The following is a 25,346-nucleotide window of genomic DNA, read 5'->3' on the forward strand; positions in this document are numbered from 1 at the left end:
TCATGATCCGCGTATCCCGCGCGCCCCGCCGAAGGACCCAGATGACCGTGACCACCGAGGCCGCGAGCGGAACCGCCGCCGCGACCGACAGTCAACAGATGACGCACCGACAGGTGATGGAGGCGCTCTCCGGCCTGCTGCTCGGCCTCTTCGTGGCCGTGCTCTCCTCGACCGTCGTCTCCAACGCCCTGCCGCACATCCTGGCCGACCTGCACGGCGGCCAGTCCGCGTACACCTGGGTGATCACCGCGTCGCTGCTCACCCTCACCGCCTCCACCCCGATCTGGGGCAAGCTCTCCGACCTCGTCAGCAAGAAGCTGCTGCTCCAGATCGCCCTGCTGATCTACATCGGCACCTCGGCGCTGGCCGGCCTCTCGCAGAACACCGGCGAGCTGATCGCCTGTCGCGCGCTCCAGGGCATCGGCGCCGGCGGTGTCGTGGCGCTCGGCCAGATCTGCCTGGCCGCGATGGTCCCGGCGCGCGAACGCGGCCGGTACAGCGGCTACTTCGGCGCGGTCTTCGCGCTCGCCACCATCGGCGGCCCGCTGATCGGCGGCGTCATCGTGGACACCGCCTGGCTGGGCTGGCGCTGGTGCTTCTACGTGGGCATCCCGTTCGCGGTGGTCGCGATCCTGGTGGTGCAGCGCACCCTCAAGCTGCCGGTGGTCAAGCGCAAGGCGAAGATCGACTACCTGGGCGCGGTGGTCATCACCGCCTCGGTCAGCCTGCTGATGATCTGGATCACCCTGGCCGGCAAGAACTACGCCTGGCTGTCCTGGCAGACCGCGGCCATGGTCGGCGGCGGGGTGCTGCTGGGCGCCCTGGCCGTCGTGATCGAGCGCCGCGCCGCCGAGCCGATCATCCCGCCGAGCCTGTTCAAGTACCGCACCGTCACCCTGGCCGCGCTCGCCAGCGTGCTGGTCGGCGTCGGGATGTACGGCGCGACCACCTTCCTCAGCCAGTACTTCCAGCTGGCCCGCGCCAAGTCCCCGACCATGGCCGGCCTGATGACCCTGCCGATGATCCTCGGCCTGGCGGTCTCCTCCGCGGTGGCCGGGCGGCTGATCACCAAGTACGGCAAGTGGAAGGCCTACCTGGTCTCCGGCACCGCGCTGCTCGCGGTCGGCTTCGGCCTGCTCGGCACCGCCAGGGCCGACACCAGCTACGTGCTGCTCTCCGTCTACATGGCGATCACCGGCGTCGGGCTCGGCCTGACCAGCCAGAACCTGGTGCTCGCGGTGCAGAACACGGTGCCCAGGCACGAGCTCGGCGCGGCCAGCTCGGTGGTCACCTTCTTCCGCACCATGGGCGGCGCGATGGGCGTCTCCGCGCTCGGCGCGCTGATGTCGAACAAGGTCGGCCACTACCTGGCCGAGAACCTGGCCGCGGCGCACATTCCGGCGTCGGCCGCGGCGTCCGGCGGCGGCATCCCGGACCTGGCCAAGCTGCCGGCCCCGATCGTGCCGCTGGTGACGGACGCCTTCGGCCACGGCGTCGGCACCATCTTCCTGTGGGCCGCCCCGTTCGCGGCGCTGGCCTTCGTCACGGTGCTGTTCATCCGGGAGACGGCGCTGAAGACCGCCACGGAGGGCTGACCGGCCGGGGACTGACCGGCCGGGGACCCACGGCAGCCGGGATACGCGAACGGGCCGGGGAGTGCGGACACACTCCCCGGCCCGTCGTCCTGCGTGCGGTGGCTACCTGCCGGCGATCAGCGACAGTCCGTAGAGGACGACCGCGCCGCACAGCGCGAAGCAGACGTACGCGCCGGCCAGGGCGAGCCTGCCGCCGCCCGCGGCCGCGGTGCCGCCGTCCTCACCGGCGGCACCCGCCGCGGCCTCGCGGCGGGACAGCGCCAGGATGCCGAGCGCGAAGACGGCGACCACGGCGACGGTGACGCCGAAGCTGATCCCGGCGGTCTGGGCCAGGGCGTTCCACTTGATGTGCATGGTGAGTGCTCCTCAGCCTGCGGCGCTCAGGCCGCGACCGTGGTCGAGGCGGGGGTGGGGGCGTTCGCCGTACCGGTCGGTGCGACCTCGACCGGTGCGACCTCGACCGGGGTGACGTCGTTGACGTTGTCCGCGCCGACCGGCTGGCGGCGGGAGATCAGCCACATCGCGGCCGAGCCGGCCACCAGCACGGCGCCGACCAGGGCGATGCCCCAGTTGCCCTGCTCGGCCAGCAGGGCCGCGCCGCCGGACACCACGGCGGCGGCCGGCAGGGTCAGGCCCCAGGTGTAGACCATGCGGCGGACCAGGCTCCAGCGCAGCTCGCCCTTCGGGCCGCCGAGGCCGGCGCCCATGATGCCGCCGGAGCAGACCTGGGTGGTGGAGAGGCCGAAGCCCATGTGTGAGGAGGTCAGGATGACGGTCGCGGCGGCCGACTCGGAGGCGAAGCCCTGCGGGGGGCGGATGTCCGCCAGGCCCTTGCCCATCGAGCGGATGATCCGCCAGCCGCCCATGTAGGTGCCGAGCGCGATCGCGGCGCCGGCCGAGACGATCACCCAGACGGGGGGCAGCGCGCCGTGCGGCAGGGCGCCGACCGAGACCAGGGTGAGGGTGATGATGCCCATCGTCTTCTGGGCGTCGTTGGTGCCGTGCGCGAGCGAGATCAGCGAGGAGGAGAAGATCTGGCCGGTCTTGAAGCCCTTCTCGGTGGTCGCGGTGTCGCCCTTGCGGGTGATCGCGTAGGCCAGCTTGGTGGCACCCCAGGAGGCCAGTCCGGCGACGAACGGCGAGGCGACCGCGGGGATGAGGATCTTGGTGATCACGGTGTCGAAGTTGACGCCGTTCATGCCGACGCCGACGACGGTGGCGCCGATCAGGCCGCCGTACAGGGCGTGCGAGGAACTGGACGGCAGGCCGCGCAGCCAGGTCAGCAGGTTCCAGAGGATCGCGCCGGCCAGGGCGGCGAAGATGATCTCGGGATGGACTCCGGCCTTCTCGTTGACGATGCCGCCGGAGATGGTGGTGGCGACCTTCACGGACAGGAACGCGCCCGCGAAGTTGAGCAGGGCCGCGATGGTGACCGCGACCTTCGGACGAAGGGCCCCGGTCGCGATCGCGGTGGCGGCCGCGTTGGCGGTGTCGTGGAACCCGTTTGTGAAGTCGAAGGCGAGCGCCGTGATGATCACAACGGCCACCAGGAACGAGATGTGTTCCATACCCAAACAATCGTCTTAGTTGTCGCACGGACGTTGATGACGTCGCGACCGTAGGTCTGCTTGGTAAACGGAAGGTGAACTGGATCGGGAATCATGGTTCCGATGGTTGACTCGCGGTGACCAGTGCCTTTCATCGGAGTGACCCAGGGCGCGCTGAACTGGACATTAGCGAAGAACATGCCGGTTCGACCGGATTTGCTGAGAGCTGTCTCACAGGTCCATCGAGAATTAACCTCCCGGTCCGCGCGCGCCCTGTTTCCGGCGAGTGACCCGTGGGAGGATCTGCGGGATCCGGGAAGCCGGGACAGGGGCAGTGTGCGGCGGGGAGGACCAGGCCATGGGCGGGGCGGGGCAGAGAGCGGAGACGGCACGCGTACGGCCCTGGGTCCGGGCGGCACTGCGCTGCGGAGCCGTCCTCGCGGCCGCCGCGCTCGCGCTGCCCGTGGGCGCCCGGGCAGCCTGGGCCGCGCCCGACCCGGGGACCGGCCAGACCGCCGCCGGCGCGGACCCGCTCGCCGCCGCCAAGGCCACCCTCGGCCCGATGCTCGACCAGCTGCACGCCCTCTACCAGAGCGCCGAGGCCGCCACCGAGCAGTACAACGGCGCCGTCGCCAAGGTGGCGGAGCAGCAGACCTCGCTCACCGACCTCCAGGGCCGGTCCGACCGCCAGCAGAAGCAGGTCGACGCCGGCACCGACATCGCCTCGCAGCTCGCCGCCGCGCAGTACCGCAACGGGGCCACGTCCGCGTACGCCGAGCTGCTGCTCTCCAAGGACCCGTACGAGGCGGTCGTCATCGCCGAGCTGCTCGCCTCGGCCAGCCGCTCGCAGTCGGAGTTCCTGGACAAGCTGAAGAGCGACCGGGACGCGCTGGACGGGCTGCGGAAGCAGACCGAGGAGGCGCTGAACACCTCCCGGACGCTGGTCGCCCAGCAGGACTCGGCCAAGGCCAAGGCGGCCGCCGACCTCGCCGCGGTCGAGCAGGCGGTCGCCTCGCTGACCGGCGCCCAGCGGACCGAGCTGGAGCAGCTGGAGAAGGCCAGGGCGGACGAGGCGCAGCTCGCGTTCCTCGCCTCGGGGGCGCTCGGCAAGGGGGAGCGCACGCCCTCCTTGCAGGGGCGCGCGGCCATAGCCTTCGCGCTGGCGCAGCTGGGCAAGCCGTACCTGTGGGGCGGCACCGGACCGGACTCCTACGACTGCTCGGGCCTCACCTCGCAGGCCTGGCTGCACGCGGGCCGGCCGATTCCGCGCACCAGCCAGGAGCAGTGGGCACAGCTGCCGCACGTGGCGCTCGACCAGCTGCGGCCCGGCGACCTGGTGATCTACTTCCAGGACGCCTCGCACGTCGGGATGTACATCGGCGGCGGGCTGGTCGTGCAGGCGCCGCGGCCCGGGGCGTTCATCAAGATCTCGCCGATCGGCTCGATGCCGATCCTCGGAGCCGTCCGGCCCGACCCGTCCGGCGCGGCGGACGACGCCGGCGGCGCGTGGAAGGTGCCCGACCTCCCGTCGGGCTGGGACTCCGTCACGCCGATAGCGCCGAGCCCGGCCGGCCAGGTGCCGACCCCGCCGGCCGCGGGCGGCGCGGTGACGCCGCCGGTGGTGCCGGAGACGCCGGGCGGGACCGGTACGCCGAGCACGCCGGGCGGCACGGGTACGCCGACCGACCCGGGGACGCCGTCGAACCCCGGCACGCCGTCGGAGACCGGGACGCCCACGCCGACCCCGACCGGGACGCCGAACACTCCGGCCCCGACCCCGACCGACACCCCGGGGACGCCCACCCCGACCGGGACCGGGACGCCGACCGGCACCCCGACCGGCACCGGGACGGGGAGCCCGACCGGCACCGGCTCGGCGAGCGCCACGGCGCAGGGCAGCGCCACGGCGACGCTGCCGCTGGGCACGCCGACCCACTGACGCGGTCGCGCGGAGGCCGCCCCACGTCACCGGACGCGGGGCGGCCTCCGCGCCGTTCCGGCCGCCGGGTCAGGCGCCGCTGTCGGGGGCGAAGCGGATGACGACGGCCTTGGAGGTGGGGGTGTTGCTGATGTCGGCGGTGGAGTCGAGCGGCACCAGGACGTTGGTCTCGGGGTAGTAGGCCGCCGCGCCGCCGCGGGCGACGGGGTAGTGGACGACGCGGAAGTGCGGGGCGCGGCGCTCCACGCCGTCGCTCCACTCGCCGACCAGGTCGACGTACCCGCCGTCGGTGAGCCCGAGCTCGTCGGCGTCGGCGGGGTTGACCAGGACCACCCGGCGGCCGCCCTTGATGCCGCGGTAGCGGTCGTCGAGGCCGTAGATCGTGGTGTTGTACTGGTCGTGCGAGCGCAGGGTCTGGAGCAGCAGCCGGCCCGGCGGGACCTCGGGGGCGGTCAGCGGGTTGACCGAGAAGTTGGCCCTGCCGGTCGCGGTCGGGAAGGTGCGGGAGTCCCGGGGGCCGTGCGGCAGGGTGAAGCCGCCGGGGCGGCGGACCTTCTCGTTGTAGTCCTCGAAGCCCGGCACGACGCGGGCGATCCGGTCCCGCAGGGTGTCGTAGTCGGTGGCGAAGTCCTCCCACGGCACGGTGTCCCGCGGGCCGAGCACGGCGCGGGCGAGGCGGCAGACGATTGCGGTCTCGGAGAGCAGACCGGGCGCGGGCGGACGCAGGCCGCCGCGCGAGGCGTGCACCTGGCCCATCGAGTCCTCGACGCTGACGAACTGGGCGCCGCGCCCGGTGACGTCCCGGTCGGTGCGGCCCAGGGTGGGCAGGATCAGCGCGCGGGCGCCGGTGACCACGTGCGAACGGTTGAGCTTGGTGGAGACGTGGACGGTCAGCCGGCAGCGGCGCATCGCGGCCTCGGTGACCTCGGTGTCCGGGGTGGCCGCGACGAAGTTGCCGCCCATCGCGAAGAACACCCCGATCCGGCCGTCGCGCATCGCGCGGATGGTGTCCACCGAGTCGAGTCCGTGCTCGCGCGGCGGCTCGAAGCCGAACTCCCCGCCCAGCGCGTCCAGGAAGGCGGGGGCCGGCCGCTCGAAGATGCCCATCGTCCGGTCGCCCTGGACGTTGCTGTGCCCGCGCACCGGGCAGACCCCGGCGCCGGGGCGGCCCACGTTGCCGCGCAGCAGCAGGAAGTTGACCACCTCGCGGATGGTCGGGACGGCGTGCTTGTGCTGGGTGAGGCCCATCGCCCAGCAGACGATGATCTTCTCGGACCTCAGCACCAGCCGGCCGAGCTCCTCGATCCGCTCCCAGGGGAGGCCGGTCGCGGCGAGCACCTCCGCCCGGTCGGTCGTCAGCGCCTGGGCCTCGAACTCCTCGAAGCCGTGGCAGTGTTCGGCGACGAACGCGCGGTCCACGCCGTCCCGCTCCAGGACGATCCGGTTGAGCGCGCGGAACAGCGCGAGGTCGCCGCCGAGGCGGATCTGGAGGAAGAGGTCGGTCAGCTTGGTGCCGTGGCCGACCAGGCCGCGGGCGTGCTGGGGGTTCTTGAACCGCTCCAGGCCGGCCTCCGGCAGCGGGTTGACGCTGACGACGGTGGCGCCGGCCCGTTTGGCGCGCTCCAGCGCGGAGAGCATCCGCGGGTGGTTGGTGCCGGGGTTCTGGCCGGCCACGATGATCAGGTCGGCCTGGTAGAGGTCCTTGAGGCCGACGCTGCCCTTGCCGATGCCGAGCGTCTCGGTGAGCGCCGAACCGGAGGACTCGTGGCACATGTTGGAGCAGTCCGGCAGGTTGTTGGTGCCGAGCCGGCGGGCGAACAGCTGGTACGCGAAGGCGGCCTCGTTGCTGGTCCGGCCCGAGGTGTAGAAGGCGGCGCCGTCCGGGGTGTCCAGGGCTTTCAGCTCCTCGGCGATCAGCGCGAAGGCGTCGTCCCAGGAGACCGGCGTGTAGTGGGTGGCGCCCTCGTCGAGCAGCATCGGCCGGGTGAGCCTGCCCTGCTGGCCGAGCCAGTAGCCGGAGCGTCCGGCGAGGTCCGCGACCGGGTGGGCGGCGAAGAACTCGGCGCGTATCCGGCGCTCGGTGGCCTCCTCGGCGACGGCCTTGGCGCCGTTCTCGCAGAACTCGGCGGTGTGCGTCCGGTCCGGCTCGGGCCAGGCGCAGCCGGGGCAGTCGAAGCCGTCCGGCTGGTTGACCTTGCGCAGGGTGGCCAGGGTGCGGCGGGCGCCCATCTGCTCGGCGGCCATCCGCAGGCTGTGGCCGACGGCGGGCAGCCCGGCGGCCGCGTGCTGGGGCGCCGACACCTCGGGGGAGTCCTGCGCCGGGTCGCTCTGCGGGGCCTGCTTGGCCATGACTGCGCTCCTCGGGCTCTGCTGGTCCGAGCCGCCGCACCGGCGCGGGGCTCGGGTCCATCCTTCCACCGGCTCCGTGCGGAGGGGAGGGCCGTCGGTAGAGTCTGGGCGTCAGGACGGGGAGGGGGAGGAGGGGCACGTGCGAGTCGGTGACGTCCTCGACGGCCGGTACGAGCTGGAGGAGAAGCTCGGCCAGGGCGGTTTCGGGGTGGTGTGGCGGGCCAGGGACACCCGGATGGGGCGGCCGGTCGCGGTCAAGGTCATCGGGCACCACGACGGTGACCGGGCGAAGGCGGCGCTGCGGTTCGTCCGGGAGGCGGGCGCGGCCGGCAACCTCTCGCACCCGCACATCGTCACGGTGCACGACCTCGGCCAGTGCGAGGTGGGCGACCGGCAGGTCACCTACCTGGTGATGGAGCTGCTCACCGGCCGCACCCTGACCGAGGTGCTGCGGGCGGGGGCGCCCGAGCCCGCGCTCGGCCTGCGCTGGGGCCGGGAGACCAGCAGCGCCCTGGCGGCCGCGCACGACGCGGGCATGGTGCACCGGGACATCAAGCCGGACAACGTGATGATCACCGATGCCGGGCACCTCAAGGTGATGCCGGGCACCTCAAGGTGCTGGACTTCGGCATCGCCCAGCTGGACACCGGCGCGGGCGGGCTGACCACCACCGGGACGATCGTCGGCAGCCCGGTGGCCCGCCCCGCACCCGCCCTCGCGGCCGCTCACGCCGCCAGGACCGGCGCCGGGAGCGCGGCCAGCGCCCGGAGCAGCGCGCGGGCGGCCGCGTCGTTCTGCCGGAATCCCGGGGAGTCGGTGCGCGGGCGGGCGAAGGCGGCCGCCGCGCGCAGGCTGGTGTGCGGGCCGAGGGCGGTGCGGCGCGGGTGCGGGGCGCCGCCGAGGGCGGGGTCGAGCAGCCGGCTGTCGGCGGGGGCGATGGTGACCAGGCCGGAGCGGTGGGTGTAGTCCGGGTCGGTGACCACCTCCTCGACGATCCGTCCGGTGCGGTGCAGCTCGCGCAGCACCGGGTCGAGGGTGCGGCCCAGCGCGTGCTTGGGCAGGTACGCCTCGACCAGGGCGGTCGCGGTGACGTGGTGGCCGGGCACGGTGCTGCCGGAGGCCCGCCAGGTGCCGCTCGCCTCGTCCCGTTCGATCCGGACGTCGGCGCCGAGGAAGCGCACCACCCCGGCCTCGGAGAGGGCGAGCAGCTGGCGCAGCCGGAAGCCGGGCGGGCCCGAGGCGAGGTAGCTGAAGTAGCCGAAGAACCACGCGTCCACCTCCTCGGCGACCGAGCGGGCGGTGAGCCGGCCGCCGGCCGTCAGCCGGGGGAGCTGGCCGAACAGCGAGAGCAGGGCGAGGAAGGCGCCGAGGTCGGCGCTGTGCGCGGGGTCGGCGCGGCGGTCGGCGTCGGCGGTGACGTACTCCCGCAGGTACGCCTGGAGTTCCTCGTCGGAGCCGAGTTCGAGCCCGGCCAGCGGGCGGTCGAGCCGCTCGAAGTCGATCCGGTCGGCCGGGTCGGGGACGGCCTCGGCGACCAGGGCGGCGAGTTCGGGGGAGTACCAGCCGTGCCGGTCGTACCCGGCCAGGAACTCGGGCCAGGGCAGGGCGGTCCGCTCGGGGTGGGCGTGGAACAGCTCGTGGTAGTAGCCGAAGCCGACCTCCTTGGCCATCAACGGCCAGAAGTCGCGGCGCAGTTCGAGCGGTCCGCCGGTGGCGAGCACGGCGTCCACGGCGGCCGCGTCGAAGTACCGGGGGAGCGGGGCGCGCGGCCCCTGGAGGGGGTAGCCGGTCTTGGAGTGGTACGGGACGCCGCGCCGGGAGCCGAGGTGCAGCGCCGGTTCGCGGCCGGAGGGCAGGTAGCGCAGCGCGGCCCCGTCCCCGGTGGGTTCGAAGCGCCCGCCACGGCCCTCGGTGAGCAGGGCGACCAGGTCCACCGAGGCGAGGCCGAGGCCGCGCAGCACCACCTGCTCGCCGGGGGCGAGGCCCGCCAGCTCGGCGGCGACGTCGGCGGAGTAGGCGGGCGGCAGGTGGAAGCGGCCGTGCCGGGCGGCGAACTCGGCGTCGGCGGCGAAGCGCGGGTGCGGAGTGGAGTCGAGGTGGCCGAGGGCGAGCACGACGTGGTCGGCGGTGAGGGTCCGGTCGGTGAGGTGGACGGTCTGCGGGCCGTCGGCCGGGCCGTCGATCCGCCGGACGGTGTCGCGGTGGACGGTGACCTCGATGTGCGCCGGCAGGTCGGCGACGGCGCGTCGGAACACCCAGTCCAGGTAGGCGCTCTGGGCCCGGCGGGTGGGGAAGTCGGTGGGCGCGAGGGTGCGCAGCTCGGCCCGGACGGCCGGGTCGGCGACCTCCAGGTAGGGCGCGAACTCCTGTTGCCGGACGGCCCATTCGGCGAGCGAGGGGCCGGGGCGGACCGGCCCTTCGAGGGTGGAGCGCTCGTCGGTGAACATCGTGACGTCCTCGGCCATCGAGTTCATCCGCAGCAGCGGGGACTGGTCGTGGCGCCAGATCCGGCCCGCGCCCGGCGGGTGCGGGTCGACCAGGTGGATCGCCAACGGCCGGTCGGCGGGCAGGAGTTCGGCGGCGTTGGCGGCGATCCGCTCCAGCAGTCCGGTGGCGCGCGGGCCGGCGCCGACGATGACCAGGTCCGTCATGCCCGCACCACCTTGGTGAGGGCCGCGCGGGCCCGCTGGAGCGGGGTGGGCGGCAGTCCCTCGCGGGTGGCGCCCTTGGCGAAGTGCCGCTCCACGTAGTACTGGCCGATGGACAGCAGGGTGGTGACCACCAGGTACCAGATGGTGGCGACCATCAGCATCGGGATGACCTGGTACGACTGGAGGTAGACCAGCTGTACCGAGTAGAGCAGGTCGGAGACGGCCAGCACGCTGACGATGCTGGTGCCCTTGAGCGCGCCGATCAGCATGTTCCCCGCGGTCGGCACGATCGCCCGCATCGCCTGCGGCACCACGATCCGGCGCAGCACCCGCCACCGGCCGATCCCGAGCGCCGCGGCCGCCTCCAGCTGGCCGCGGTCCACGGAGAGGATGCCGCCGCGGATCACCTCGGCGGCGTACGCGGTCTCCAGCAGGGTGAGCCCGATGACGGCGGTCAGGGTGGGGCCCATCAGGTTGACGGTCTTGACGGTGACGAACTCGGGGCCGAACGGGATGCCCAGGCCGAGGGTCGGGTAGAGCGCGCCGATGTTGAAGAAGAACAGCAGCTGGACCAGCGGCGGGGTGGAGCGGAACACCCAGATGTAGCCCCAGCTCAGCGTGCGCAGCACCGGATTGGTGGACAGCCGCATGGTGGCGAGGAGGGTGCCGAGCACGAAGCCGAGGGCGAGGGTGACGGCGGTCAGCCAGAGGGTCAGGGTGAGCCCGTCGAGCACGGAGCGGGCGGTGAACCAGTCGGCCACCACGCTCCACTGGAAGGCCCGGTTGCGGATCACCGAGTTGACCGCCATCGCGGCGAGCAGCAGGGCGACGGCGGCGGCGGCCCACTGGCCGGGCTTGCGGCGGGCGACGATCCGGGCCTCGGCGGCGGGCGGCGCGGCGGGGTGGTCGTGTGCGGAGGGGGCGGGCAGGACGTCCTGCGGGGTGGCCATGGATCGGGCTCCTGGCGTGGCGGGAGTGCGGGCGGCGGGCGGGTACGGCGGTGGTCACGTACGGACGGCCTGGGCGGCCGGCCCGCGTCCCTCAACGCGGCCGGCCCGGTTGCACTGCACTCCTCCGTGATCGTACGCATGCGCGATCGACGGCTGTCAAGGGTGGTCGCGGGGCCGGAAGCGGTCGTTCGACGGCCGTCGGAAAAGTGACAGGAGATCGCAACAGTGCGGCAATGATGGACGGTTGACGGACGGCTCGGGCGGCTGTTCAACTTGAGCCCATGTACGCCGAGCAGCCCCTGGTCACCCGCGACCACATCGACTTCGGTCGGGTGTGGTCCGCGGCGTGTCGCGGCTGACCCGGCAGCGAGCCGCCCGTCCGGCCTCCTGATCCCGCCCGGCGCTGACCGCCTCGGGGGATCCTCCCTCGGATCGCCCCGTCGCGGGCCGGAATCCGTCGTCCCCATCTGACGGTACGTCAGGCACGCTCCGCCGCCGCGAAGTCCGCACCGCACTCCGGCATTCCGCGACTTCCCTCCCCGCTCGGCCACCCTTCCGTCACCGTCACCGTCACGTGCTCGACGGCCGCCCCGCCGCGGCCGGTTCCGGTCCTGCCCACCCGCAGCCCGCCGGACTTCCGCCCACCCGAAAGGTTCCGCCATGCCCGTCGAATTCCTCGGCATCGCCGCCACCGGCGACGGTTCGGAGACCACCGCCCGCACCACCGCCGCCTTCGACCGCGACTACACCCTGCGGCTGGCCCGGGCGCACGAGGACCACGGCTGGGACCGGGTGCTCTTCGCGTACGCCGCCGGCGCCCCGGAGCCGGCGGCCGGGGCGGCCTTCCTCGCCTCGCACCTCGACCGGCTGCAGATCCTGCTGGCGCACCGGCCGAACGTCTCCTACCCGACCTTCGCCGCCAAGACCTTCGCGACGCTCGACCGGATCAGCGACGGCCGGCTGACCGTGCACTTCATCACCGGCGGCAACGACCACGAGCAGCGGCGCGAGGGCGACTTCCTGACCAAGGACCAGCGCTACGAGCGCACCCGCGAGTACATCGGCATCGTGAAGAAGGCCTGGACCAGCCACGAGCCCTTCGACCACGAGGGCCCGCACTACCGCTTCGAGGACTTCGTCTCGGACGTCTTCCCCGTCCAGCAGCCGCGCCCCGCGGTCTCCTTCGGCGGCTCCTCGGACGCGGCCTACGCGGCCGGCGGCGCCGAGGCGGACATCTACTGCCTCTGGGGCGAGCCGCTGGCCCGCACCGCCGAGCAGATCGAGCGGGTGAGGGAGGCGGCCCGGGCCGCCGGGCGCAGCGAGACGCCGCGGATCCAGGTGGCGTTCCGGCCGATCATCGCGCCGACCGAGGAGCTGGCCTGGGAGAAGGCGCACCGGACGGTGGCCGCGATCCGGGCCCGCCGGGGCGCCGACCGGCCGGGAACGACCCCGGAGAACGCCGGGTCCAGGCGGCTGATCGAGATCGCCGAGGCCGGCGAGCGCTACGACCGCGCGCTGTGGACCCCGACCGCCGCGGCCACCGGCGGGGCGGGCAACTCCAACGCGCTGGTCGGCACCCCGGAGACGGTCGCCGAGGCGCTGCTCGACTACCACGACCTCGGCGTGGACATCCTCTCCGCGCGCGGCTACCACCTGCTGGACGACGCGATCGACTTCGGCCGGTACGTCATCCCGATCGTCCGCGAGGAGGTCGCCAAGCGGGACGCCGCCAAGGCCGCCGAGGCAGCCAGGGCCGCCGAGGCCGCCAGGGCCGAGCAGGCCGAGCGCGACCGCCACCAGCTGATCGCGGTGCAGGCGTGAGCGCAGCGGCCGGCCCCGCGGCCGGGTTCCGCCGGGTCGCCATCGACGATCCGCTGGTCGAGCCGCTGCTGCGCGAGCTCACCCACGAGTACGTCACCCGGTACGGCCCCGAGGCGCACCAGGAGATGACCCGCTACCCGGGCGAGGCCTTCGCCGAGCCGCACGGGGTGCTGCTGCTCCTGCTGGAGGACGGCGAACCGGTGGCCGGCGGCGCGTACAAGCGCTACGACGAGCACACCGCCGAGGTGAAGCGGATGTGGACGCACTCCGCGCACCGCCGCCGGGGCCTGGCCCGCAGGGTGCTGGCCGAACTGGAGCGGACGGCGGCCGCGGCCGGCTACACCCGGATCTACCTCACCACCGGGCCGCGGCAGCCCGAGGCCAGGAACCTCTACCTGGCGGCCGGCTACACCCCGCTGTTCGACGTCTCGGCCGATCCCCTGACCATCGGCCCGCTCGCCTTCGAGAAGCGGCTGCCGCAGGGGTGGCTGCCGGAGCGGCAACCACCCTTCTCCGAGCCGCAGTTGACCGCTTCGGCCCCGACCTCCTGAAAGGCCCCGCCCCGTGAGAACCACCACCGTCCGCCGCCGCCTGCTCGCGGCCACCGCCCTGCTGCCGGTCCTGGCCCTGGCCGCCTGTGGCTCGGACCCGAAGATCGCGGGCGCGGCGGGGGCGGGCGGTCCCGCCGCCACCGCCACCGAGGACGTCGTCGCCGGGCTGGCGAAGTCGGAGGCCGCCGCCGCGCTGCTGCCCGAGGAGGTCCGCAAGGCCGGCACGCTGAAGTTCGGCTCGTCCTTCGGCGCGCCGCCCAGCGCGTTCTACGCCGACCAGGCGAGCAAGAAGCCCGCCGGGATCGACGTGGACTTCGGCGACGCGGTCGCCAAGCTGCTCGGTCTGACCGTGCAGCGGGATGCGGCCGCCTTCGAGACCATCCTGCCCGCCCTGGACAGCGGGAAGTTCGACATCGGCACCGGCAACTTCGGGGTCACCACGGCCCGGCTGAAGACCGTCGACTTCGTCACCTACATCGACGACGGCCAGGGCTTCGCCGTGAAGCGGGACAACACCGCGATCCAGCCGGTCACCGACCTGCTCCAGCTGTGCGGGCTGACCGTCGGCACCGGTGCCGGCACCACCTTCGAGACCACCCTGAACAGCCGGAAGAACATCTGCGCCGACGCCGGGAAGAAGCCGTACGAGGTCAAGGCGTTCAGCGAGAGCGGCGCCGTGCTGACCAGCCTCCAGCAGGGCCGGGTGGACATCGAGATGTCCACCATCAACGGCCTGCGCCACCAGGCCGCGCAGGAGGCCTCGGGGACCCGCTTCCTGGGCGAGTTCCACCGCCTCGACGTCGGCTTCGCCCTGAAGAAGGGCTCGAAGCTGGCCCCGGCGCTCCAGGCGGCGGTCAACCAGCTGATCAAGGACGGGACGTACGAGCGGATCCTGCGCAAGTACGGGGTCGCCGAATCGGCGATCAAGGAGTCGCAGATCAGCCCGCCCGAGCACACCTGAGCGCCGGCACACCGAGCGCCGGCCCGCCCGAGGAGACCCCCGATGACCGTCACCACCGAGACCCCGGCGGCCCCGGTCCGCCGGCCGGCCCCGGCCGCGTCCGACCTCGACGAACTGGACGGCCTGCGGACCGTCCCCGCCCGGCACCCCTGGCGCTGGGCCGCCGGGATCGCCGCGCTGGTCGTCCTCGCCCAGTTCGCCCACGGCCTGGCCACCAACCCGGGCTGGGACTGGGCCACCTTCCGGCTCTACTTCACCGCCGACACCATCCTGCGGGCGATCGGGCGCACCCTCGAACTCACCGCCTACGGCACCCTGCTGGGCTTCCTGCTGGGCACCGTGGTGGCCGCGATGCGGCTGTCCCGCAGCGTGATCCTGCGGTCCATCGCCTGGGCCTACGTGTGGGTGTTCCGCTCGATCCCGCTGATCGTCCAGCTGGTGTTCTGGTTCAACCTCTCCTACCTGTACAAGCGGTTCGGGTTCGGCATCCCGTTCGGCCCGACCTTCGGCGAGTTCGAGACCGTCGGAGTGCTCAGCGCGGTCGGCGCGGCGGTGCTCGGCCTCGGGCTGCACCAGGCCGCGTTCGCCGCCGAGATCATCCGCGGCGGTGTCATCGCGGTGGACGCCGGCCAGCGGGAGGCCGCCGCCGCGCTCGGCATCCCGCCCTGGCGGCAGGGCTGGCGGATCGTGCTGCCGCAGGCCATGCGCGGCATCCTGCCGGCCGCCGCCAACGAGGTGATCTCGCTGCTCAAGGGCACCTCGGTGGTCTACGTGATGGCCATCGGCGAACTCTTCTACCAGGCCCAGGTCGTCTACGGCCGGACCGGCCGGGTGGTGCCGCTGCTGATGGTCGCCACCGTCTGGTACGTGCTGCTGACCACCGCGCTCTCGATCGGCCAGTACTACGTGGAGCGCCACTTCGCCCGCGGCGCCCGGCGCACCCCGCCGCCCACCCCGTGGCAGCGCGTCCTGGCGTTCGCCCGGAGCCTGCCCGACCGCACCCGTCCCGCCGCCGCCCGTACCTCCGGAGGACAGCCGTGACCACCCTGACCAAGCCGGAACCGACCCCGGCCGACCCGGCGCAGGCCACACCGATGGTGCAGGTCCGCGGCCTGCACAAGAGCTTCGGCCGGCTGGAGGTGCTGCGCGGCGTCGACCTGGACGTCCCGGCCGGATCGGTGACCGTGGTGCTCGGCCCGTCCGGCTCCGGCAAGTCCACCCTGCTGCGCGCCATCAACCACCTGGAGAAGCTGGACCGCGGCCACGTCGCCATCGACGGCGAGCTGATCGGCTACCGGCGCTCCGGCGACCGGCTGTACGAGCTCAAGGAGCGCGAGGTGCTGCGCCAGCGCACCGGCATCGGCTTCGTGTTCCAGAACTTCAACCTGTTCCCGCACCTCACCGTGCTGGAGAACCTGGTCGAGGCGCCGGTCGCCGCGCTGCGCCGCCCCAGGGCCGAGGCCAGGGCGACGGCGCTGGCGCTGCTGGAGCGGGTCGGACTGGCCGACAAGGCCGCCGCCTACCCCCGGCAGCTGTCCGGCGGGCAGCAGCAGCGGGTGGCGATCGCCCGGGCGCTGGCGCTGGAGCCGAAGGTGCTGCTGTTCGACGAGCCCACCTCGGCGCTCGACCCCGAGCTGGTCGGCGAGGTGCTGGACGTCATCAAGGACCTGGCCCGCAGCGGCACCACGATGATCGTGGTCACCCACGAGATCGGCTTCGCCCGGGAGGTCGCCGACAGCGTGGTGTTCATGGACGGCGGCGTGGTGGTCGAACAGGGCCCGCCCGCCGAGGTCCTGGACCGGCCGCGGCACGAGCGCACCCGGGCCTTCCTGGCCAAGGTCCTCTGACCCGCGCAGCCCCCGCAATCCCGTCAAGTCCCCTTCACCGAACAGGAGTCACGCCATGTCCCTACCCCGTCGCGCCCTCGTGGCCGCCGCCGGCGCCCTCGCCGCCGCCCTCGTCCTGGCCGGCTGCGGCAGCGGCTCGGCCGGGGGGACGGAGCTCGCCGCGGCCAAGGGCACCACCGCACCGGACGGCACGGCGGTGAACCTCTCGCCGAACCAGAACCGGGTCACCACGCCGAAAGTGGACGCGATCGCGGCGCTCGTCCCGGAGGAGATCAGACGGAAGGGGACGCTGACCGTGGTCGACTCCATCGGCACCACCCCGCCGCTGGACTTCTACGCCAACGACGACAGGACCATCATCGGCGTCGAACCGGACATCGCCTCGCTGGTCGGCAACGTGCTCGGCCTCAAGGTCGAGTTCAACCCGGTCTCCTGGGAGAACATCTTCGTCGGCCTGGACAGCGGCAAGTACGACGTCGGCCTGTCCAACATCACCGTCACCGAGGCCCGCAAGGAGAAGTACGACTTCGCCACCTACCGGCTGGACGTCCTCGGCTTCGAGGCGAAGAAGGGCAGCGGCCTCAAGGTCACCGGCCCCAAGGACCTCGCGGGCAAGGTGGTCGGCGTCTCCACCGGCACCAACCAGGAGAAGCTGCTGATCTCCTGGAGCGAGGAGAACGTGCGGAACGGCCTCAAGCCGATCGACATCAAGTACCACCAGAGCACCGAGTACTACCTGGCGCTCTCCTCCGGCCGGATCGAGGTCTTCACCGGCCCCAACCCGAGCCTGGCCTTCCACGCCGTGCAGACCGGCGAGACCGAGGTCGTCGGCACCTACTCGGGCGGCGGCGCGGACGTCCTCGGCAAGATCGCGGCGACCACGAAGAAGGACAACGGGCTGGTCAAGGCGCTGAACGGGGCGCTCGACGAGCTGATCAGGAACGGCACGTACGGGCAGGTGCTCAAGCGCTGGGGCCTGGAGAACGAGGCCGTGCAGAGCTCCGAGATCAACCCGCAGGGGCTGCCCAAGCCCAAGCCGTGACGGCATCGGGCCGGGCCGGCCCCGGCTCGTTCACCCGTTCGCCTCCAGCCGGGACTAGGGTGACCCCTCCGCCGGCGAACGCCGAGCGGGTGCGGTCGAGTTGGGGGAAGGGCATGGAGAAGGGCGAGGTGCTCGGCGGTCGCTTCCGGCTGGAGCAGGAACTGGGCAGGGGCGGCTTCGGCGTGGTCTGGCGGGCGACCGACCCGGTCATGCACCGGCAGGTGGCGATCAAGGTGCTGCTCGCCGAGCACGCCACCGACCGGGAGGCGGTCGGCCGGTTCGTCCGCGAGGCCCAGACGGCCGGCGGCCTCAGCGACCCGCACATCGTCACCGTGTACGACTACGGGTGGATCGAGACCGGCCAGGTGAGGATCCCGTACCTGGTGATGGAGCTGGTTCCCGGCCGGGCGCTGTCCGAGGTGCTCAAGGACGGCCTGCCGGACCACCGGAAGGCGCTGCGCTGGATGCGGCACGTGTGCAAGGCGCTGGACGCCGCGCACCGCTCGGGGGTCGTCCACCGGGACATCAAGCCCGAGAACGTGATGATCGAGGAGGACGGCGAGCGGGCCAGGGTCCTGGACTTCGGCATCGCCCGGCTGGTCACCCAGACCGTCCGGCTCACCTCCACCGGCAACGTGGTCGGCACCGTCCCGTACCTGGCGCCCGAGTGCTGGTCCGGCGGCGCGGTGGACGGCAGGACCGACCTCTACGCGCTCGGCATCATGCTCCACCAGGTCTCCACCGGCACGCGCCCGTTCCACGCCTCCTCGGCCGCCGAGTACATGTACAAGCACCTGGAGGAGGTCCCGCCCCGGGTGCGCAGCAAGGACCCGGCGCTCGCCGAGCTGATCGCCGGGCTGCTCGCCAAGCGGCCCGAGCAGCGGCCGGCCTCCGCCGGCGAGGTGCTGGAGCGGCTGCGCGGCATCGAGGAGGGGATGTGGCTCCCGGGCGACCCCAGCCCGGAGCAGCTGCGGCGGCGGGCCGACCAGGCGTGGCGGTACGGCGAGGCCGGCGAGGCGGCGGAGGCGGTGCAGATCCTCACCGGGCTCGTCCCCGACTTCGCCCGGATCTGCGGCCCGGACGACCCGCGCACCCTGCGCACCTGCCACGACCTGGCCCTCTGGCTGGCCGGGGACGGCAGCCCGGGCGCCGCCGTCGCCCTGCTGGACGAGCTGGCCCGGGTGCCGGGCGCCACCCCGGAGGCCAGGGCGGACGTGCGGCGCGACCTCGCGCACTGGCAGCGGGAGGTCGCCCGGCTCGGTCCGGGCCGGGCGCGGGCCCTCGCCCCGGTCCTGGGGGTGCTGCTCGGCGGCGGCGCGCAGGGCTGAGGCCGGTCCGCCCCGGCGCTCCGGCGGTCCGCCCCGGGCGTGCGGGCCGCCGAGCCGCGGCCGGAGCGGGCACCGGGCGGATTCCGCCGACCGGGACGGCCTGGCCCGCCGCCCCGGCCCCTGGCACGGGGGTCGTCGGAAGCCTCAGGCCCGCACGCCCGCACCCCGGCGCTCGCACCCGTCGCCATGCCCGCCCTCGCGCCCGCCCTCGCGCCCGCCCTCACTCCTGCCCGAGCACCGCGCGCAGTCGCTCGGCCCGATCGGCCTGCGGCCCCTCCAGCGCGAGCAGCCCCGTGAGCACCCGGGCCGTCTGCGGATCGTGCAGCGCCGTCGCCGCCGCCATCGCGGTGAACTGGTCCACCAGCCAGTCGCGCAGCTCCGCCACCGGCAGCGTGCGTCCCTCGTCCAGCCAGCTCAGCGACGCGCCCTCGACCACCGCGATCCACGAGCGCACCAGCAGCGTCAGCCGCGGCCCGGCCTCCCGCACGCCCAGGTGGCGCAGCGTCCGCCGCAGCGCCGCCCGCCGGACGTCGTCCACGATCGCCGAGGTGCGGGCGGTCTCCACCACCGAACCGCCGCGCAGCAGCGCCGAGTAGCCCGCGTCGTGCTCGGCCACGAACGCGAAGTAGCCGTCCAGCACCGCCGACAGCTGCTCGGACGGCGTCCCGGTCACCGGCACCGCGAAGCGGCTGGTCAACTCGTCCGCCGCGGAGCGCAGCGCGGCCTCGTACAACTGCTGCTTGCCGCCCGCGAAGTAGCGGTAGACCAGCGGGCGGGAGGCCTCGGCGGCCTCGGCGACGTCGTCGAGGCTCACCTCCTCGGGCGGCCTGGCGGCGAACAGCTCCAGGGCGACCGCGATCAGCTGCTCGCGCCGTTGCTGGACCGGCAGCCGCCGGTAGCCGCTGCGGCGCGGGCGCGGCTCGATTACGGCCGGGGCGGGCGGCTGACCGGCTGCCGGGGCGGGGCGGGCGTCCATGGCGGCCAGCGTAATGGGCGTCGGACGGATCGGATCCTGTCGCGCCGAACGGATTTTCGCAGGCGGGGCCGGTGGCAAAGGGGTTGCAAAGCCGCCGGACCGCGAAATGATGTCCGAATGCGTGAAGAACTGATCACCGCCGACGGCGCCACCCCTCGCCGCATTGCCGACGACCACGTCCGCGAACTGGCCGAACTCGACCCGCTGACCGCGGTGTACCTCGGCCTCAACCTCGATGACGACCGACTTCCCGACCTTTCCCCGGCCGGCTCGGAAGCACTGGCCGACCTGGCCCGCCGCACCCTGGCGAAGCTCGACGAGGCCGAGCGGGCCGGCGTCGCCGAGGACGAGGCGGAGCGCCGCTGCGCCCGGCTGCTGCGCGAGCGGCTGAGCGCCGAACTCGCCGTCCACGCGGCGGGGGAGCACTTCCGCTCGCTGCGCAACCTCGGCTCCCCGGTGCACGACCTGCGGGAGTCCTTCACCCTGATGGGCACCGACACCGAGGCCGAGTGGCAGGTGGTCGGCCGCCGGCTGGCGAGGGTCCCGGTGGCGTTCGAGCAGTACCGGCAGACGCTGGCCGGGGGCGTCGAGCGCGGGCTGCTGTCCGGCCCGCGCCAGGTGGCCACGGTGCTCGGGCAGTTCGCCGAGTGGCTGGGCGAGGACGCGTCCGCCGAGGGCGCGCCCGGTGCCTGGTTCGGGCAGTTCGCGCAGGGCGCTCCGGAGGGCCTGCGCGCCGAGCTGTCGAAGCACGCGGCGGCCGCCGACGCGGCGCTGGCCGAACTGCGCGACTGGCTGCGCGACGTGTACGGCCCGGCCGTGGCCGGCGCCCCGGACACCGCGGGCCGGGAGCGCTACGCCCGCTGGGTGCGCTACTGGACCGGTGCCGACCTGGACCTGGACGAGGCCTACGCCTGGGCCTGGAGCGAGTTCCACGACCTGCTGGCGCAGATGGAGGCCGAGGCCGAGAAGGTCCTGCCGGGCGCGGGACCGCTGGCGGCGATGCGGTGGCTGGAGTCCGACGGCCCGGCCATCGAGGGCGCCGAGGCGGCCAGGGAGTACCTCCAGGGCCTGATGGACCAGGCCGTCCGGGACCTCCAGGGCACCCACTTCGACCTGGCCGAGCCGGTCACCCGGGTCGAGTCGAGGATCGCCCCGGCGGGCAGCGCCGCCGCACCGTACTACACCGCGCCCTCGCTGGACTTCAGCCGCCCCGGGCGGACCTGGCTGCCGCTGCTCGGCCGGGACCGCTTCCCGGTCTGGGACCTGGTCTCCACCTGGTACCACGAGGGCGTGCCCGGCCACCACCTCCAGCTCGCGCAGTGGAACTACGTCGCCGACCGGCTCTCCACCTACCAGGTGAGCCTCGGCGGGGTGAGCGCCAACCTGGAGGGCTGGGCGCTGTACGCCGAGCGCCTGATGGACGAGCTCGGCTACCTCACCGACCCGGGCCACCGGCTCGGCTACCTCAACGCCCAGATGATGCGGGCGCTGCGGGTCATCGTCGACATCGGCATGCACGTCGGCCTGGACTTCCCGGCGGACTCCCCGTACCGGCCGGGCGAGCCGGTCAGCCCCGAGTACGCCCGGGAGTTCTTCGGCCTGTACTGCGGCCTGTCCGCCGACTTCCTGGACAGCGAGCTGGTCCGCTACCTGGGCCTGCCGGGCCAGGCGATCGGCTACAAGCTCGGCGAGCGCGCCTGGCTGCGCGGCCGGGCGGCGGCGAAGGCGGCGCACGAGGCGCGCGGCGAGGAGTTCGACCTCAAGGCCTGGCACATGGCGGCGCTCTCGCAGGGCTCGCTGGGGCTGGACGACCTGGTCGCGGAGCTCTCGGCGCTCTGACCCGAGGCCGCGGAACCAGGCCTCCGGGACTCGGTCCCGAGTCCCGGAGGCCTGGTTCTTTTGTCCCACAAGTCCGATTTGGTGAGGTTTTTCCTTGCCATTCGTCCGGAGCGGGGTTTGGCTGGAAGGCGACTGCGTGACCTCTCCGTCACCACTCCGGAAGGCTCGAACCGTGTCTGCGCAACCCGCAACCGGTCATGGGACCACGGACCGTCGCCGCTGGTGGGCGCTGGCGGTCATCGCCACCGCCCAGCTCATGATCGTGCTCGACATCACCATCGTGAACATCGCACTGCCGTCCGCCCAGCGGGACCTGGGCATCTCGGACGCCGACCGGCAGTGGGTGATCACCGCCTACACGCTCGCCTTCGGCGGCCTGCTGCTGCTCGGCGGGCGCGTGGGCGACCTCTTCGGCCGCAAGCGCGTCTTCACCGTCGGCCTGCTGGGCTTCGCCCTCGCCTCCGCCCTCGGCGGCGCGGCGGTCGGCCCGGCCATGCTCTTCGGCGCCCGTGCCCTCCAGGGCGCGTTCGGCGCCCTGCTCGCCCCCTCCGCGCTGGGGCTGCTCTCCACCACCTTCTCCGATCCCAGGGAACGCAGTACGGCCTTCGGCATCTTCGGTGCCATCGCCGGCGGCGGCTCCGCGATCGGCTTCATCGCCGGCGGTCTGCTGACCGAGTACCTGGACTGGCGCTGGTGCCTGTTCGTCAACGTGCCGATCGCCGCCGTCACCGCCTTCGCGGCGTTCACCGTGCTGCGGCGCGACCACGTCGAGAAGGGCCGCCGGATGCGGCTGGACCTGCCCGGGGCGCTGCTCGGCTGCGGCGGCCTGCTGGCGATCGTCTACGGCACCTCCGAGGCCGTGACCCGGGGCTGGGGCGACGGCCTGGTGGTCGGCCCGCTGGTCGTGGGCGTGGCACTGCTCGGGCTGTTCGTCCTGGTCGAACGCCGCACCGCGCACCCGCTGCTGCCGATGCACATCGTCGCCGACCGCAACCGCGGCGGCGGCGCCCTGTCGGTGGGCCTGGCGATGGTCGGCATGTTCGGCCTGTTCCTGTTCCTGACCTACTACCTCCAGGCCATCAAGCACTTCTCGCCGATCGTGTCCGGGCTGTCCTTCCTGCCGATGACGGCCGCCATCGTGCTGAGTTCGACGGGCCTCGCGGCCCGGATGATGACCAGGGTGCCGTCCAGGAACCTGATCGGCCCCGGGCTGCTGCTCGCCGCGGGCGGCATGGCCTGGCTGACCCAGATGCGGGTGGACAGCCCGTGGGCTGGCATGGTGCTGCCCGCCGAGCTGCTGATCGGCTTCGGCATGGGCCTGGTGTTCATGCCGGCGATGAGCCTGGCCACCCTCGGGGTCGCCCCGAACGAGGCCGGCGCGGCCTCGGCCACCATCAACTCGGCCCAGCAGGTGGGCGGTTCGGTCGGCACCGCGCTGCTGAACACGGTCGCGGCGAGCGCCACGGCGAGCTTCCTGGCCACCCGGATCGCCTCCGATCCCGCGGTGCGGGCCCAGGGTGCGGTGCACGGCTACGTCGTCGCGACCTGGGTGGCGATGGGCGTCCTGCTGGTGGCCGCGCTGGTCGCGGTGCTGATGATCGACCACCGGCCGGCGCCCGCCACGGCCACCGCCGTCCCGGTCGGGACGGAAGCGGCGTCCGGGGCGCGGGCGGTGGACGGGCGGCCGAGCCCGCGGGCCGTCGCCCGGGCCGACGTCAGGGCGAACGTCGAGGCCGTCGCCGAGGTCCGGGCCGACGCGGGGCCGGAGCGGCCACCGGGCGACTGAGGACGTGAGGCGAGGCCTCGCGGTCAACCTCCGGCGCCTGCCCGACTCCTGGCCACCGGCCGGGGACCAGGGAGGCGCCGCCGTGCCGCCCGACGACGGCCGGTACCGTGGCCGGGGCTTTCGCCCGTACCGCCACCGGGAAGCGGTGCCCGCCGACCGGTGACGCCGGGGGCGGCCGGATGCCGGTTTCTCATCGAGCTCCAAGGCGCCGGTCACACCCTTTCCAGGCTGAGGCGGCATAGTCGTGGCCGAACGCCGCCCCCCGATCGCCCCGGCAGGAGAAACAGGCATGGGCAAGCACCGCCGCCAGAGGTCCCGCCGCCGCGGACTGCTGGCACCGTCCCTGTTCACCGCGCTGTCCGCCGTCGCGGTCGCCGCCGTCCTGACCGGGACGAACGGACTGGACCTGTCCGACACGACGACCGCGGGGAAGGCCGCCCGCAGCACCCGCACCGTCGCCGCGCCCGCCCCGGCCACCGGACCGGCGGCACCCGCCGCCGCCACCCCCGCCGCGGCCCCCACCCCCACCGCGACCGCGCCCCCGAGCCCGAGCCCGAGCCCGACCGCCGGTCCGGCCGACCCGGCGACGGCGACGCCCGCCACCCACGGCGCCGCCCTCGGCACCACGGGACCGGCCCCGGCCGACGACCGCGAGACCGGGACGGTCGGCGCCCTGTTCAGCGGCGCGGTGGCGGCCGGCGACCACTTCTGCACCGCCAGCGTGCTGCACAGCGCCACCGGCAACCTGCTGCTGACCGCCGCGCACTGCCTCAGCAGCACCGACGGCGTCACCTTCGCCCCCGGCTACCGCGACGGCTCCGCCCCGTACGGCACCTGGCGGGTGACCGCGATCCACACCACCGCCGGCTGGTCCCAGAAGGGCGAGGTGGACGAGGACTTCGCGATCCTGGAGACGGCCCCCAGCAACGGCCGCGAGGTCGAGGACGTGGTCGGCGGCAACCGGCTGGGCGCCGACGAGCCGTTCGACGCGACCGTCCGGCTCTACGGCTACCCGGGCAACTCCGAGACGCCCGTCCTGTGCACCAACACCACCGGGCAGCAGAGCGCCTACCAGCGGGTCGTCCAGTGCCCGGCCTACCCGGCCGGCACCAGCGGCGGTCCGTGGATCAACACCGCGACCGGCGACGTGATCGGCGCGATCGGCGGCTACCAGCAGGGCGGCGACACCGAGGACATCTCGTACAGCGCCTACTTCGACCACACCATCGCGGACCTGTACGCCCAGGCCGAGGCGGCCGCCTCCTGAGCCCGGGGCGGGATCCCGCCCCGCCGGGCCCCGGACATGACGAAGGCCCAGATCCGTGGATCAACTCCACTGATCTGGGCCTCTGTTGCACTTCCCGCGAAGTGCCCCCGGTAGGATTCGAACCTACGCACCCGCCTCCGGAGGGCGGTGCTCTATCCCCTGAGCTACGGGGGCCTACTGGCCTGTCGGCCGCTCGCGCTTCCGACGTGAGAACAGTATCAGGCTTCGGCCATGGTCCGTGCACGGGTTCCGGGAAGATCGTCCGGGCCGGGCCCCGGCCGCCGGCCGGGCGGGGGAGCGGGGAGCGGAAGTGTCCAAAGGCCGGACGGGGCGGCGGGGCCGCCGATACCCTCGGTGAGGTGTCGGGAGTGTCCGGGCGGGTCCTCGTGGTGGACGACAGCGAGGTGATCCGCCAGCTGATCAGGGTCAACCTGGAGCTCGAGGGCTTCGAGGTGGTGACCGCCGCCGACGGTGCCGAGTGCCTGGAGGTCATCCGCCGGGTGCAGCCCGACGTGGTGACGCTGGACGTGATGATGCCGCGGCTGGACGGCCTGCGGACGGCGGCCCGGCTGCGGGCGACCCCGGACACCAGCCGGCTGCCGATCGCGATCGTGAGCGCCTGCACCCCGGCGGACCTCGACCTGGGGGAGACGGTCGGGGTGGACGGCTACCTCGGCAAGCCCTTCGACCCGGCCGACCTGGTGGCCCTGGTCCGGCGCCTCGCGGCGGGCGGGCCCGTCGGACCGTCCGCCGAAGAGGCCGGGGGACCGCCCGACGGAGTTCGCCCTGAGCGAACACGGCGTACCGATCACGGCTGAGACCCCCGCAACGACGGCGCCCGGGCGTCTCGACCGGTAAACCGGGTGGCGGGCGGGCACCCCGTCTCGCCTACGCTTG

Annotated in this window: 20 protein-coding genes and 1 tRNA gene; 14 read left to right on the top strand and 7 right to left on the bottom strand. The window is 73.6% G+C overall.

Annotated elements, in window-relative coordinates; translation table 11 throughout:
* Nucleotides 1–41: 41 nt before the first annotated feature.
* The gene (locus ACIQOW_RS13025; RefSeq protein ID WP_401083494.1) at nucleotides 42–1,595 is read left to right on the top strand and encodes an MDR family MFS transporter; all 1,554 of its coding nucleotides are present in this window, start codon (nucleotides 42–44) and stop codon (nucleotides 1,593–1,595) included.
* Between the two features lie 102 nt (nucleotides 1,596–1,697).
* Here ACIQOW_RS13025 and ACIQOW_RS13030 read toward each other — a convergent pair whose 3' ends face one another.
* Both ACIQOW_RS13030 and ACIQOW_RS13035 read right to left on the bottom strand, forming a co-directional pair.
* A complete protein-coding gene (locus tag ACIQOW_RS13030) occupies nucleotides 1,698–1,949 on the bottom strand; it encodes a hypothetical protein (protein WP_401083496.1) in 252 nt (83 codons plus the stop codon).
* A 26-nt stretch (nucleotides 1,950–1,975) separates the two neighbouring features.
* On the bottom strand, nucleotides 1,976–3,163 hold the full coding sequence (locus ACIQOW_RS13035; protein WP_401083498.1) for an anion permease: 1,188 nt from the start codon (nucleotides 3,161–3,163) through the stop codon (nucleotides 1,976–1,978).
* 337 nt (nucleotides 3,164–3,500) lie between these two features.
* Between ACIQOW_RS13035 and ACIQOW_RS13040 the strand changes: the two genes are divergently transcribed.
* Nucleotides 3,501–5,081 (top strand): NlpC/P60 family protein, encoded by a 1,581-nt coding sequence (locus ACIQOW_RS13040; RefSeq protein ID WP_401083500.1) that lies wholly within the window; start codon nucleotides 3,501–3,503, stop codon nucleotides 5,079–5,081.
* 69 nt (nucleotides 5,082–5,150) lie between these two features.
* Here the strand turns inward: ACIQOW_RS13040 and ACIQOW_RS13045 are convergent, their stop codons facing one another.
* Nucleotides 5,151–7,430, bottom strand: a complete 2,280-nt coding sequence (locus ACIQOW_RS13045; RefSeq protein ID WP_401083502.1) for an FdhF/YdeP family oxidoreductase — start codon at nucleotides 7,428–7,430, stop codon at nucleotides 5,151–5,153.
* Between the two features lie 139 nt (nucleotides 7,431–7,569).
* On the opposite strand from ACIQOW_RS13045, the gene ACIQOW_RS13050 reads away from it, so the two are divergent.
* A complete protein-coding gene (locus ACIQOW_RS13050; RefSeq protein WP_401083504.1) occupies nucleotides 7,570–8,094 on the top strand; it encodes a serine/threonine-protein kinase in 525 nt (174 codons plus the stop codon).
* Between the two features lie 61 nt (nucleotides 8,095–8,155).
* Here ACIQOW_RS13050 and ACIQOW_RS13055 read toward each other — a convergent pair whose 3' ends face one another.
* Complete coding sequence (locus ACIQOW_RS13055) at nucleotides 8,156–10,081, bottom strand: FAD/NAD(P)-binding protein (protein ID WP_401083506.1); 1,926 nt, start codon at nucleotides 10,079–10,081, stop codon at nucleotides 8,156–8,158.
* A complete protein-coding gene (locus ACIQOW_RS13060) occupies nucleotides 10,078–11,031 on the bottom strand; it encodes an amino acid ABC transporter permease (RefSeq protein WP_401083508.1) in 954 nt (317 codons plus the stop codon). Before ACIQOW_RS13060 ends, ACIQOW_RS13055 begins: the two co-directional genes overlap by 4 nt.
* A gap of 660 nt (nucleotides 11,032–11,691) precedes the next feature.
* On the opposite strand from ACIQOW_RS13060, the gene ACIQOW_RS13065 reads away from it, so the two are divergent.
* The 7 genes from ACIQOW_RS13065 to ACIQOW_RS13095 are packed head-to-tail and all read left to right on the top strand — an operon-like array spanning nucleotide 11,692 to nucleotide 18,581.
* Nucleotides 11,692–12,852, top strand: coding sequence for an LLM class flavin-dependent oxidoreductase (locus ACIQOW_RS13065; protein WP_401083510.1), 1,161 nt, complete (start codon nucleotides 11,692–11,694; stop codon nucleotides 12,850–12,852).
* A complete protein-coding gene (locus ACIQOW_RS13070) occupies nucleotides 12,849–13,403 on the top strand; it encodes a GNAT family N-acetyltransferase (RefSeq protein ID WP_401083512.1) in 555 nt (184 codons plus the stop codon). Before ACIQOW_RS13065 ends, ACIQOW_RS13070 begins: the two co-directional genes overlap by 4 nt.
* A gap of 13 nt (nucleotides 13,404–13,416) precedes the next feature.
* Nucleotides 13,417–14,364: an ABC transporter substrate-binding protein gene (locus tag ACIQOW_RS13075; RefSeq protein ID WP_401083514.1), complete on the top strand. Its 948-nt coding sequence runs from the start codon at nucleotides 13,417–13,419 to the stop codon at nucleotides 14,362–14,364.
* Nucleotides 14,365–14,406: 42 nt separating this feature from the next.
* Nucleotides 14,407–15,405, top strand: coding sequence for an amino acid ABC transporter permease (locus ACIQOW_RS13080; RefSeq protein WP_401083516.1), 999 nt, complete (start codon nucleotides 14,407–14,409; stop codon nucleotides 15,403–15,405).
* A 53-nt stretch (nucleotides 15,406–15,458) separates the two neighbouring features.
* Nucleotides 15,459–16,211 (top strand): amino acid ABC transporter ATP-binding protein, encoded by a 753-nt coding sequence (locus tag ACIQOW_RS13085; protein ID WP_188296175.1) that lies wholly within the window; start codon nucleotides 15,459–15,461, stop codon nucleotides 16,209–16,211.
* A 55-nt stretch (nucleotides 16,212–16,266) separates the two neighbouring features.
* Nucleotides 16,267–17,253, top strand: a complete 987-nt coding sequence (locus ACIQOW_RS13090; RefSeq protein WP_401083518.1) for an ABC transporter substrate-binding protein — start codon at nucleotides 16,267–16,269, stop codon at nucleotides 17,251–17,253.
* Between the two features lie 59 nt (nucleotides 17,254–17,312).
* Nucleotides 17,313–18,581 (top strand): protein kinase, encoded by a 1,269-nt coding sequence (locus ACIQOW_RS13095; protein WP_401083520.1) that lies wholly within the window; start codon nucleotides 17,313–17,315, stop codon nucleotides 18,579–18,581.
* A gap of 220 nt (nucleotides 18,582–18,801) precedes the next feature.
* On the opposite strand, the gene ACIQOW_RS13100 is transcribed toward ACIQOW_RS13095, so the two are convergent.
* Entirely contained in the window at nucleotides 18,802–19,557 is a 756-nt protein-coding gene (locus tag ACIQOW_RS13100; protein WP_401083522.1) for a TetR/AcrR family transcriptional regulator, read from the bottom strand.
* Between the two features lie 117 nt (nucleotides 19,558–19,674).
* Between ACIQOW_RS13100 and ACIQOW_RS13105 the strand changes: the two genes are divergently transcribed.
* The 3 genes from ACIQOW_RS13105 to ACIQOW_RS13115 all read left to right on the top strand — a co-directional run bounded on the left by ACIQOW_RS13105 (nucleotide 19,675) and on the right by ACIQOW_RS13115 (nucleotide 24,449).
* Nucleotides 19,675–21,396 carry a DUF885 domain-containing protein gene (locus ACIQOW_RS13105; protein ID WP_401083524.1) on the top strand — a complete coding sequence of 574 codons (1,722 nt, stop codon included), beginning with the start codon at nucleotides 19,675–19,677 and terminating at the stop codon, nucleotides 21,394–21,396.
* A 172-nt stretch (nucleotides 21,397–21,568) separates the two neighbouring features.
* The gene (locus ACIQOW_RS13110; RefSeq protein WP_401083526.1) at nucleotides 21,569–23,182 is read left to right on the top strand and encodes an MFS transporter; all 1,614 of its coding nucleotides are present in this window, start codon (nucleotides 21,569–21,571) and stop codon (nucleotides 23,180–23,182) included.
* A 289-nt stretch (nucleotides 23,183–23,471) separates the two neighbouring features.
* The gene (locus ACIQOW_RS13115) at nucleotides 23,472–24,449 is read left to right on the top strand and encodes a trypsin-like serine peptidase (RefSeq protein WP_401083528.1); all 978 of its coding nucleotides are present in this window, start codon (nucleotides 23,472–23,474) and stop codon (nucleotides 24,447–24,449) included.
* 102 nt (nucleotides 24,450–24,551) lie between these two features.
* On the opposite strand, the gene ACIQOW_RS13120 is transcribed toward ACIQOW_RS13115, so the two are convergent.
* Nucleotides 24,552–24,623, bottom strand: a tRNA-Arg gene (locus ACIQOW_RS13120).
* Nucleotides 24,624–24,817: 194 nt separating this feature from the next.
* On the opposite strand from ACIQOW_RS13120, the gene ACIQOW_RS13125 reads away from it, so the two are divergent.
* Nucleotides 24,818–25,267 (top strand): PleD family two-component system response regulator, encoded by a 450-nt coding sequence (locus ACIQOW_RS13125; protein WP_401083752.1) that lies wholly within the window; start codon nucleotides 24,818–24,820, stop codon nucleotides 25,265–25,267.
* The last annotated feature ends 79 nt before the right edge of the window (nucleotides 25,268–25,346 follow it).

Origin of the sequence: Kitasatospora sp. NPDC091335, assembly GCF_044757205.1 — a bacterium.
Classification (GTDB): Bacteria; Actinomycetota; Actinomycetes; order Streptomycetales; family Streptomycetaceae; genus Kitasatospora.